Below are 10,626 nucleotides of genomic sequence, written 5' to 3' on the forward strand. Positions count from 1 at the left end.
GGAGGCGGCCGGAGCACCGCCCTCGCCGGACAGCGTCACGGTCGACCCGTTGCAGACCTGCTGACCGGACGGACTGGGCGCGGCGGATCGTGGAGGCGGCGGAGGCCTTCGACGTGGGGGCGCAGGCGCTGCGGGACCGCCGTGACTCACGGCTGCGGGTGGTGGCCAGCATGACGATCGCGGAGTACCTGCTGCCGGGCTGGCTGCTCGCGCTGCGCGCCGAACGCCCGGACACGGCGGTGTCGTTGCTCGCGGGGAACTCCGCGACGGTGGCGGAGCGGCTGCTGTCGGACGAGGCGGACCTGGGGTTCGTGGAGGGGCTGACGGTGCCGACCGGCCTGGACTCGGTGGTCATAGCCCACGACCGCCTGATCGTCGTCACGGCCCCTGGACACGCCTGGGCCCGACGCCGACGCCCCCTGAAGGCGACGGAGTTGGCCGAGACCCCCCTGATCCTCCGTGAGAAGGGCTCCGGCACCCGCCAGGTCCTCGACACGGCTCTCGGCGGCCTCGCCCGCCCGCTCATCGAACTCTCCTCCACCACGGCGGTGAAGGCGGCCGCGGTCGGCGGCGCGGGCCCGGCGGTCCTGAGCGAGCTGGCGGTCGGCGAGGAACTCTCGACCCGCCGCCTGGTGAGCGTGCCGGTGGAAGGCGTCTCCCTGGCCCGTGACCTGAGGGCGGTGTGGCCGACGGGGCATCGGCCGGTGGGGCCGGCGCGGGACCTGCTGTCGCTGACCCGGACGTAGACGAACTTCTTGGTAACGCGGGGCATTTCAGCCCGTCCGGCGTTCGAGGACGAAGCCCTGCCGGGGCCGAGGGGGGGCGAAGGGGGCAGCGCCCCCTGGGGACGGGACGGCTAGGGGCGGCGGGGGCGAAAACCCTTGGCGTGCCGCCACGGGCGACCCGCACCATGAACCGCATGACCACCGCCCCGCCCGCCATCGGCGTCCGCACCCCGTGGGAAGCCCTCCCGGAGTCCGTGCGCCACGCCGTCTCCCATGTGCTCGGCGCTCCGGTCACGGATGCCGTCACCCAACCCGGCGGCTTCTCGCCGGGCGTCGCCGCCCGTCTCCGTACGGCCACCGGGCGGCGCGCCTTCGTGAAGGCGGTCAGCGCGGACGCCAACCCGCACAGCCCGAAGATGCACCGCAAGGAGGCCCGTACGGCCGCCGCCCTCCCGCGCACCGTCCCCGCCCCCCGACTCCTCGGCACGTACGACGACGGCACCTGGGTGGCTCTGGTCTACGAGGACGTCGCCGGCCGTCAGCCCCACATCCCTTGGCGGCGGCGGGAGTTGAACCGGGTCCTGGCCGCCGTGGAGGACCTGAGCCGTACCCTCACCCCGTCGCCGATCGACGCCCCGGGCGCCGCGGTCGACCTCGCCGACACCTTCGACGGCTGGCAGCGGCTCCTGGAGACCCCGGAAGCGGCCGTCCGGCTCGGGCCCTGGACCTCCGGCCACCTGGACCACCTCGCCGAACTCGCCGCTCCCTGGCCGGAGGCGGTCGCCGGCGACACCCTCGCCCACTCCGACGTCCGCGCCGACAACGTCCTGCTCGCGGCCGACGGCCGGGTCGTCTTCGTCGACTGGCCGCACGCCCTGCGCGCCGCGCCCTGGTTCGACCTGCTGCTCATGCTGCCGTGCGTGCACGCCCAGGGCGGACCGGACCCGGAGGAGGTCTTCACGGCACACCCCCTGGGCCGGGCGGCGGACCCGGACGCCGTCACCGCGGCCCTCGCGGGACTCGCCGGCTACTTCCTGCGCAACGCGCTCCTCCCCGCGCCCCCGGGCCTGCCCACCCTGCGGCCCTTCCAACGGGCCCAGGGCGACGCGGCCCTGGCGTGGCTCAGGCGCCGGACCGAACGGTCGTAGCCACCGTATTCAGACGGTCGACCGAGTGCTTGCCGCCGCGTCCACCAGGGCTCGCATCACCCTCAGGTCGTCGCCCATCTCCGGGTGCCACTGGACGCCCAACACCCAGGAGGCGCCCGAGAGTTCCACAGCCTCGATGGTGCCGTCCGCCGCGTGGGCCGAGGCGGTCAGGCCCGAGCCGAGGCGGTCCACCGCCTGGTGGTGGAAGGTGGGGACGGAGGTCTCCTCCGGGGCGATGTCACCGTACGACGTGCCCGGCACCGGCTTCACGAGGTGCCAGCCGAAGACGCCGGGGACCTCCGCGTGACCGTCGATGTGCTGGACGAGCGTGCCGCCGAGGGCGACGTTCAGGAGCTGCATGCCCCGGCAGATGCCCAGCAGCGGGACGCGCGCGGCGAGCGCCGCGTCGATCAGCGCGAGCTCCCAGGCGTCCCGTCGGCGCGCGGGCGGGCCGGTGCGGGGGTCGCGCTCGGCGCCGTAGTGGACCGGCTCCACGTCGGGTCCGCCCGCGATCACCAGGCCGTCCAGCCGGGCCACGGTCGCCGCCGCGTGCTCGGGGGCGTCCGGCGGGAGCATCGCCGCGAGCCCTCCGGCCCGCTGCACCAGCCGCGGGTACCCCGCGGGCAGCAGCGCCGCCTCCAGCTCCCAGACACCCCAGCGCGCCTCGGCCTCCAGATACGTGCTGACACCGATCAGCGGTCGAACGGTCACTTGGCCCTCCCGGACTTGCAATGGCGCACGCTCATACCTTTGCGCGTGGGGCCGTGGAGAAGCAAGGTGCGCCCGTAAACTCCGGAAGACAGGGGCCGTCTCACGCCAGGAACCCCCGCAGCAGCGCCGCCGTCCCCGCGCAGTGCTCCCGCATCATCTCCCGCGCTCCGTCGGCGTCCCCGTCGAGCACCGCCTCCACCAGCGCCGCGTGCTGGCGCTGGGAGTGCTCCAGGTTGCGCACCAGGAGCGGGATGCAGTCGAGGAGGTCGTTCACGGAGGCCCGTACCGCGGCGTACTGCGCGGTCAGCGTCGCCGAGCCGCACAGCTCCGCCAGGGTCAGGTGCAGCAGGGTGTCCAGGCGCCGGTAGTCCGACAGCGGAGCCTCCTGCGTCGCGGCCAGCGCCTCCCGCAGCCGGTCCGCCTGCTCGGCGCTGAGACCATGGGTCGCGCAGAGCCCCGCCGCCCCCACCTCCAGCACCTCGCGGAAGCGCAGCACGTCCTCGATGTCCACCTCGGTGATCCGCCGCCGCAGCTCGTCCTCGCCGCCCCCCGTCGCCTTGGGCAGCACGAACGTGCCGCCGTAGCGCCCGCGCCGGGACTCCACCAGGCCCTGGTCCTGGAGCACCTTCAGCACCTCGCGCAGCGTCACCCGGCTGATCCCCAGCCGCTCGGCCAGCTCGCGTTCGGCAGGCAGCCGCTCGCCCCCCGGCACCAGACCGAGCCGGACGACCTGGAGGATCTGCTCCAGCGCCTCCTCGAACCCGTTGCCCGCCCTGACCGGACGCAGCACCGGGGTCAGCCGGTCGTCCGGGCCGCCGTCAGCGTCCACCGACATATGGCCGTGCCCCCTTCCCAAGCAATGGTTCTCAGCAATACCTTAGGGCTCCCGGCCCGGTCGAAGAAACGCGCAAGCGCCGAAGGAGCCCTCCCGTGGCAGACCGCACACCCCCGCTGAGCGTCGAGGAGCTGCACGCCCTCGTCGCGAGCGGCGAGATCGACACCGTCGTCCTGGCCTTCCCCGACATGCAGGGACGGCTCCAGGGCAAGCGGTTCGCCGCCCGCTTCTTCCTCGACGAGGTACTCCACCACGGCACCGAGGGCTGCAACTACCTGCTCGCGGTCGACACCGAGATGAACACCGTCGACGGCTACGCGATGTCCTCCTGGGACCGCGGCTACGGCGACTTCGCCATGCACCCCGACCTCGCCACCCTGCGCCGCGTCCCCTGGAACGCCGGTACGGCCATGCTGATCGCCGACCTCGCCTGGGAGGACGGCTCCCCGGTCGTCGCCGCGCCCCGCCAGATCCTCCGCCGCCAGCTGGAGCGCCTCGCCGAGCTCGGCTACACCGCCCAGGTCGGCACCGAGCTGGAGTTCATCGTCTTCAAGGACACCTACGAGCAGGCCTGGGACGCCAACTACCGCGGGCTCACACCGGCGAACCAGTACAACATCGACTACTCGGTGCTCGGCACCGGCCGCATCGAGCCGCTGCTGCGCCGGATCCGCAACGAGATGGCGGGCGCCGGCCTGACCGTCGAGTCCGCCAAGGGCGAGTGCAACCCCGGGCAGCACGAGATCGCCTTCCGCTACGACCACGCCCTGGTCACCTGCGACCAGCACGCGATCTACAAGACCGGCGCCAAGGAGATCGCCGCCCAGGAGGGCGTGTCGCTCACCTTCATGGCGAAGTTCAACGAGCGCGAGGGCAACTCCTGCCACATCCACCTCTCGCTCGCGGACGCCGCGGGCAACAACGCGATGGCCGGACCCGACGGCATGTCCGAGGTCATGCGGCACTTCCTCGCCGGACAACTCGCGGCCCTCAGGGACTTCTCGCTGTTGTACGCCCCCAACATCAACTCCTACAAGCGGTTCCAGCCGGGTTCCTTCGCCCCCACGGCCGTCGCGTGGGGCCACGACAACCGCACCTGCGCGCTCCGGGTCGTCGGCCACGGCCGTTCGATGCGCTTCGAGAACCGGCTCCCGGGCGGGGACGTCAACCCGCACCTCGCCGTCGCCGGACTGGTCGCGGCCGGCCTCTACGGCATCGAGCACAAACTCGAACTCCCGGACGCGTGTCCGGGCAACGCGTACACCGCGGACTTCGCCCACGTCCCGACCACCCTGCGCGAGGCCGCCGAGCTGTGGGAGAACAGCCCGATCGCCAAGGCCGCCTTCGGCGACGAGGTCGTCGCCCACTACCGCAACATGGCCCGCGTCGAGCTGGAGGCCTTCGACGCGGCCGTGACCGACTGGGAGCTGCGCCGCTCCTTCGAACGCCTGTGAAAGGTCCTTCGTTGTCTTACGAGCACGAGCTCCAGGTTCTCAATCCGGCCACCGAGGAGGTCGTCGCGACCGTCCCCGCGGCCACCGCGGCGGACGTGGACGCGGCCGTGGCGCGCGCGGCCAAGGCGCAGGAGGGCTGGGCCCAGGCGGCACCCGCCGACCGGGCCCGGCTGCTGCGCCGGTTCGCCGACGTGGTCGACCAACACGCGGAGGAACTCGCGCAGTTGGAGGTCCGTGAGGCCGGTCACCTGCTCGGCAACGCGCGCTGGGAGGCGGGCAACGTCCGGGACCTCCTGGAGTACGCGGCCGGGGGAGTGGAGCGGCTGAGTGGCCGTCAGATCCCGGTCCCCGGCGGCCTGGACATCACGATCCTCGAACCGCTCGGCGTCGTCGGCATCATCGCGCCCTGGAACTTCCCGATGCCGATCGCGGCCTGGGGCACGGCCCCCGCGCTCGCCGCCGGCAACGCGGTGATCCTCAAGCCCGCCGAGACGACTCCGCTCACGGCACTGAGGCTGGCCGAACTCGCCCTGGAGGCAGGGCTCCCCGAGGGGTTGTTCCAGGTGCTGCCGGGCCACGGCCCGGTCGCGGGGACGGCGTTGGTCGACCACCCGGGCGTCGCCAAGATCGTGTTCACCGGCTCCACCCGCACCGGCCGCGCGATCATGGAGCGCTGCGCCCGCCAGGTGAAGCCCGTCACCCTCGAACTCGGCGGCAAGAGCCCCAACATCGTCTTCGCCGACGCGGAGTTGGAGAAAGCCCTCGACCCCTTCTCCTTCCTCGACAACTCCGGCCAGGACTGCTGCGCCCGCACCCGGATCCTCGTCCAGGAGTCGGTCTACGAGGAGGCGCGGGCGTTTCTCGCCGACGCGCTCTCGGCTGTCGTCGTCGGCGACCCGGCCGACGAGAAGACCCAGATGGGCCCGCTGATCTCCCGTCAGCAACTGGACCGTGTACGGCAGTTGGTGCTGGACCAGGCCCCGGGACTACGCGGCACCGCGCCCGCCGGACCCGGTTTCTGGTTCCCGCCGACCGTGCTCACCGGCGAGGCGCCCGACTCGGCCGCCGCCTGCGAGGAGATCTTCGGCCCGGTCGCCGTCCTGCTGCCCTTCACCGACGAGGCCGACGCCATCCGCCTCGCCAACGACACGCCGTACGGCCTCTCCGGCTCCCTCTGGACCCACGACCTGGGCCGCGCGCTGCGCGTCTCGCGGGCCGTGCGGGCGGGCAACCTGTCCGTCAACTCCCACTCCAGCGTCCGTTATTGGACGCCCTTCGGCGGCTACAAGCAGTCCGGACTCGGCCGTGAGCTGGGCCCGGACGCCCTGACCGCCTTCACCGAAACCAAGAACGTCTTCATCAGCACGGAAGGCCCCGCCCAGTGACCTCTTCGACCTCTCCGACCGAACAGCCTGTGTGCCGCCGTCTCGTCGGCCGTACGGCCGTCATCACCGGCGCCGGCAGCGGCATCGGCCTCGCCACCGCCCGCCGGCTCGCCTCCGAGGGCGCGCATGTCGTCTGCGCCGATGTCGACGAGGCCCGCGGCAAGGCGGCCGCCGACGAGGTCGGCGGGCTCTTCGTCAAGGTCGACGTCACCGACCAGGAGCAGGTCGAGGCGCTGTTCAAGACGGCGTACGACACCTACGGCAGTGTGGACGTCGCCTTCAACAACGCGGGCATCTCGCCCCCCGACGACGACTCCATCCTGGAGACCGGCCTGGAGGCGTGGAAGCGGGTCCAGGAGGTCAACCTGACGTCCGTGTACCTGTGTTGCAAGGCCGCGATCCCCTACATGCGGCAGCAGGGCAAGGGGTCGATCATCAACACCGCGTCCTTCGTCGCCCGGATGGGCGCGGCGACCTCGCAGATCTCCTACACCGCCTCCAAGGGCGGGGTGCTCGCCATGTCCCGTGAACTGGGCGTGCAGTTCGCCCGGGAGGGCATCCGCGTGAACGCCCTGTGCCCCGGGCCGGTCAACACCCCGCTCCTGCAGGAGCTGTTCGCCAAGGACCCGGAGCGGGCCGCCCGCCGGCTGGTCCACATCCCCGTCGGCCGGTTCGCCGAGGCCGAGGAGATCGCCGCCGCCGTCGCCTTCCTGGCGAGCGACGACTCCTCGTTCGTCAACGCCAGCGACTTCCTGGTGGACGGCGGGATCTCCGGGGCGTACGTCACCCCGCTCTAAAGAAACGTGTGGCCTTCCCCACGGTAGGTGGGGACGGTCGCCGTCACCGCGTCGCCCTCGACGAGGTGCAGCACGTCGAACCGCTCGCACAGCTCACCGGCCTTCGCATGCCGGAACCAGACCTTGTCGCCGATCAGCAGATCGTCGGCGGGGGAGCCGAGCAACGGCGTCTGCACCTCGCCGGGACCCTCCTGGGGGTCGTACTTCAGACCCTCCGGCAGATACGGCACCGGCAGCCGGTCGCGCCCGGGCGCACCGGAGGCGGGGTAGCCGCCGCCGAGCACCGTCACGACACCGACACCGGGCCGCCGTACGACGGGCTGGGCGAACAGAGCCGCCGGACGCCCCGTGAACGACGTGTAGTTGTCGAACAGCCGCGGTACGTACAGGCCCGACCCGGCGCCGATCTCCGTCACCGCGTCCTCGGCCGCCGTGGTCTGCACACTGCCCGTGCCGCCGCCGTTGACGAACTCCAGGTCCGGCACCACGGCCCGCACCGCCCGCACCACGGCGGCCCGGCGCTCCGCCAGCTCCTTGCGGGCGGTGGCCTGCATCAGCCGTACGGCACGGGAGCGGAGGGGACGCCCCTGGACGTCGTCCCCGACCCCCGCGATATGACCCTCGTACGCCATGATCCCGACGACCTTGAACCCGGGCCGCCGGGCCACCACCCGGGCCATGTCGGCGACTTGGGCGGGGGAGTACAGCGGTGAGCGGCGGGCGCCGACGCGCACCCGGCCGCCGAGCATCTTCAGCGAGGTGTCCAACTCCAGGCAGACGCGGATGACTTCGGTGCCGCCCGCGCGGGAGTCGTCGATGAACCGCAGCTGGGCCGGGTCGTCGACCATCACCGTCACGGCGGCCGCGAGCTTGGGGTCGGCGGCGAGTTCGGCGTATCCGGAGCGGTCGGCGGAGGGGTAGGCGAGCAGGATGTCGTCGAAACCGCCCCGGGCCAGCCACAGGGTCTCGGCGAGGGTGAAGGACATGATGCCCGCGAAGCCGTCCTTCGCCAGGACGCGTTCGAGCAGGGCCCGGCAGCGTACGGACTTGCTCGCGACGCGGATCGGCTTGCCGGCGGCGCGGCGGACGAGGTCGTCCGCGTTGGCGTCGAAGGCGTCGAGGTCCACGATCGCGAGGGGGGCGTCCAGGTGGGCGGTGGCCCGGTCGTATCGGGCCCGGTCGGCGGCGCGCGCAGTCATGAACGCAGCCTGCCAGACAGGATTACCGCAGGGTAGGGGGACGTTCCGGGCAGATGCCCCCCGGGGTCGTGGACTGGTTCCCGTTCGCCCGGCAACAAGCCGTAGAGTGACGCGCAAGCACGCAGGGCTGTTCGCCCCCGTCGCCGCCGCGCCGGGATGCCGGATTCCTCGTGCGGGTATGCGTGCCCGGAGGCCGACTCCACGCTGGCGTCACCGACGACGGCCCGCGCACGACCGATCGGCCCGGACACGCACGAGGAAACGGGGGGTGCATGAGTACGGAAGCCCGCCGCGCCTCCGTTCCGCCGCGTCCGTCCGAGCCGCCGACGGTGGGAGCCGGGGAGCCGTCTTCGGGGGGCGCCGATTCCGCGGGCGACCGGCCCGGGGACACCGAGTGGCAGGCGTTCGCGCCCCGCGCCCCACGTGAGCCGACCCGGCAGGGGTTTCCCGGCTTCGACTGGCAGGACTCCGACGAACGGGGCGGCGGGCGTGCCGCCGGTGTGCCGGGCGCCGGGGGCGAAGACAACGACAGCAGCGCGGTGGGTTCACGGGGCGTCGGCGGTGCGGGTTCCTCCGGATACGGCGACATGAGCACGAGTACGGGACGGGAGTCCGAGGTGCGGAACGGGACGCCGAGCACGGCGGGGCGGCCCCCGATACCTGCACCGGGCTCGACCGGGCGTGCGCCTGGGGCTTTCGGTGGGGCTATGGCCGGTCCGGGTTCGGCCGGTGGATCTGCGGCCGGTTCGGGTTCCATGGGCGGGTCCATGGCGGGCTCGGGTTCGGTCGGTAGGTCTACGGGCGGCTCGGGTTCGGTCGGTGGGTCCGCGGCTGGTTCGGGTTCGGCTGGTGGAGCTATGGCTGGTTCGGGGCCGCTCGGTGGAGCTGCGGCTGGGGTCGGTGCCGCGGGTGGGTCTGCGGGCGCGGTCGGTGGGTTTTCCGGTTCGGGTGCTGTCGGCGGGTCTGCGGTCGGTGGATCTATGGGTAGGGCCGGGGGGTCTGCCGGTTCCGGTGCCGCCGGGGGGTCTGCCGTCGGTGGATCTGTGGGTGGGGCCGGTGCGCGATCCGGGTCAACGGCAGGTGCCGGCACCGGTGCTTCGGTGCGGCGCGGGGCCGGCGGCCAGGGCTCCGAGTCGGTCCCGTTCTCGAATCGGGCGCCGTTCTCCGGGCCTTCCGGGCCGCCGCCGCCCAGCCCCTCGGCCCGGTTTCCCGACGCTCCTCCGGCTACGGGCGGGCAGAACGGGTCCGACCGTTCGGCCCGCGGAAACGACGGAGCCGCGCGGAGTGCCGGTGGGTCCGGTTCGCCGGTGTCGGACGGGTCCGTGCCGCCGAGGCCCGGGTTTCGTCCCTCGACGTCGCCGCGTCGGCCCGGTGCCCCCGCCGAGTCCGCCTCGGAAACGACCTTCCGGATGCGCCCGGTACCGGCCGAGCCGACGACCGGTGACGGCCGTACGGATTCGACGCCGGACGCCCGCTCGGGCGGCCCGCGCGGTGACGGCCGTACGGGATCCGCGCTGAACGCCCGCTCCGGCGGCGAGCGCGGTGACAGCCGTACGGAATCCGCGCCGAGCGCACGCTTCGACGGCCCACGCGGCGATGGCCGTACGGAATCCCGGCCGGGCACCTCGTCCTCCACGGACTCTAGGACCGCCGTACCCCCACGCCCGGGCTTCCCGCCCCGCCCCACCCGCGGAACGGGCATGCCCCCCACGCAGGGCGATGCCTCCACTCCGCCCCCGACTCCCTCCCGCCGTCCGGCCCCTACACACCCTTCGACGCCCCCGGCTCCCTTTACTACCTCCACCGAGCCCCCGGCTGCTTCCCGGCGTCCGATGCCCTCGCAGCCCCCGGCCACCCCCACCCAGCGCCTGGCGTCCACCCCGCCCCCGGCGCCCAGCAACCGCCCGGCCTCCGCATCGCCCTCAGCGCCCACCAGCCACCCGGCCGCCACCACGCCTCCGGCACCCAGTAACTGTCCGGCTTCCACCCCATCCCCGGCCGCCCCCACACAGCGCCTGGCATCGACCCCGCCCCCGGCATCCAGCAGCCGCCCGACCCCCACCACGCCTCCGGTACCCAGTAGCCGTCCGGCTTCCACCCCGCCCCCGGCCGCCCCCACCCAGCGACTGACGTCCACCCCGCCCCCCGCACCCACCAGCCACCCGGCCCCCGCATCACCCCCGGCACCCGCCAGCCGACCCGCCTCCACCCAACCCCCGGCCCCCACCCACCCCCCGGTCGGCGCCCCCGCCTCAGCGGCCGCCTACACCCCCGCACCCCCGACACGCCGCCGCCGGGTCCCAACAGGACCTGTCCAGCCTGGAGTTGGTGCTCGTCGGCGGCGCCAAGTACAGCGAGCGGGCGGCGCGGCG

Annotated in this window: 8 protein-coding genes; 5 read left to right on the forward strand and 3 right to left on the reverse strand. The window is 73.4% G+C overall.

Features of this window, described 5'->3' with window-relative positions; all coding sequences use genetic code 11:
• Both ABZ896_RS50030 and ABZ896_RS50035 read left to right on the forward strand, forming a co-directional pair.
• Positions 1–746, forward strand: a 746-nt coding sequence (locus ABZ896_RS50030) for a LysR substrate-binding domain-containing protein (protein WP_360945273.1), incomplete at its 5' end; no start/stop codon positions are given.
• Between the two features lie 173 nt (positions 747–919).
• Positions 920–1,873 (forward strand): aminoglycoside phosphotransferase family protein, encoded by a 954-nt coding sequence (locus tag ABZ896_RS50035; protein ID WP_360945276.1) that lies wholly within the window; start codon positions 920–922, stop codon positions 1,871–1,873.
• Between the two features lie 9 nt (positions 1,874–1,882).
• Here ABZ896_RS50035 and ABZ896_RS50040 read toward each other — a convergent pair whose 3' ends face one another.
• Entirely contained in the window at positions 1,883–2,584 is a 702-nt protein-coding gene (locus ABZ896_RS50040; RefSeq protein WP_360945279.1) for a gamma-glutamyl-gamma-aminobutyrate hydrolase family protein, read from the reverse strand.
• A 100-nt stretch (positions 2,585–2,684) separates the two neighbouring features.
• Positions 2,685–3,419 carry an FCD domain-containing protein gene (locus tag ABZ896_RS50045; RefSeq protein ID WP_360945282.1) on the reverse strand — a complete coding sequence of 245 codons (735 nt, stop codon included), beginning with the start codon at positions 3,417–3,419 and terminating at the stop codon, positions 2,685–2,687.
• A 95-nt stretch (positions 3,420–3,514) separates the two neighbouring features.
• Here ABZ896_RS50045 and ABZ896_RS50050 point away from each other — a divergent pair, with 95 nt between their 5' ends.
• Genes ABZ896_RS50050 through ABZ896_RS50060 form a run of 3 tightly spaced genes read left to right on the forward strand, consistent with a single transcriptional unit; the run spans position 3,515 to position 7,055 of the window.
• Entirely contained in the window at positions 3,515–4,873 is a 1,359-nt protein-coding gene (locus ABZ896_RS50050; protein WP_360945285.1) for a glutamine synthetase family protein, read from the forward strand.
• 11 nt (positions 4,874–4,884) lie between these two features.
• The gene (locus tag ABZ896_RS50055) at positions 4,885–6,258 is read left to right on the forward strand and encodes an aldehyde dehydrogenase family protein (protein ID WP_360945288.1); all 1,374 of its coding nucleotides are present in this window, start codon (positions 4,885–4,887) and stop codon (positions 6,256–6,258) included.
• A complete protein-coding gene (locus ABZ896_RS50060; protein ID WP_360945291.1) occupies positions 6,255–7,055 on the forward strand; it encodes a 3-oxoacyl-ACP reductase in 801 nt (266 codons plus the stop codon). Before ABZ896_RS50055 ends, ABZ896_RS50060 begins: the two co-directional genes overlap by 4 nt.
• Here ABZ896_RS50060 and ABZ896_RS50065 read toward each other — a convergent pair.
• Positions 7,052–8,254, reverse strand: coding sequence for an amino acid deaminase/aldolase (locus ABZ896_RS50065; RefSeq protein ID WP_360945294.1), 1,203 nt, complete (start codon positions 8,252–8,254; stop codon positions 7,052–7,054). The two genes, ABZ896_RS50060 and ABZ896_RS50065, sit on opposite strands and share 4 nt — an antisense overlap.
• Positions 8,255–10,626: the final 2,372 nt, after the last annotated feature.

Origin of the sequence: Streptomyces sp. NPDC047072 (genome assembly GCF_040643855.1) — a bacterium.
In the GTDB taxonomy this organism is placed as follows: domain Bacteria; phylum Actinomycetota; class Actinomycetes; order Streptomycetales; family Streptomycetaceae; genus Streptomyces.